Source organism: Xenorhabdus entomophaga (assembly GCF_037996725.1).
Taxonomy (GTDB): Bacteria; Pseudomonadota; Gammaproteobacteria; order Enterobacterales; family Enterobacteriaceae; genus Xenorhabdus; species Xenorhabdus khoisanae.
In genome coordinates, this window is record NZ_JBBMXH010000506.1 from 1 (window position 1) to 223 (window position 223).

A 223-nucleotide genomic window follows, 5' to 3' on the forward strand; every position below is an offset into this window, starting at 1 on the left:
CGCGGCTATTTGCAGAATTACTCTGTGGGTTTAGCTGATGCCTATGGGGTTGCGGATACCTCGCGTTACTTCGCACTGTCCGATCCAAAAGAGACCGCGTTGCGCAGTGCGCTGCTGGAATCGGTCGAATTTCTTAACATGATTACCTGTGCGGATGTGGATCACCTTTCCGGGCAGGTCGTATCGGTCGGTAATCCGGGACTCTATACCGGGCGTAAAAAAG

General features: G+C 52.9%; 1 protein-coding gene. It reads left to right on the top strand.

The features are described 5' to 3' along the window. Positions 1-9: 9 nt before the first annotated feature. On the top strand, positions 10-223 hold a 214-nt coding region (locus AAC854_RS24885), incomplete at its 3' end, for a P2 family phage major capsid protein (protein ID WP_340619208.1).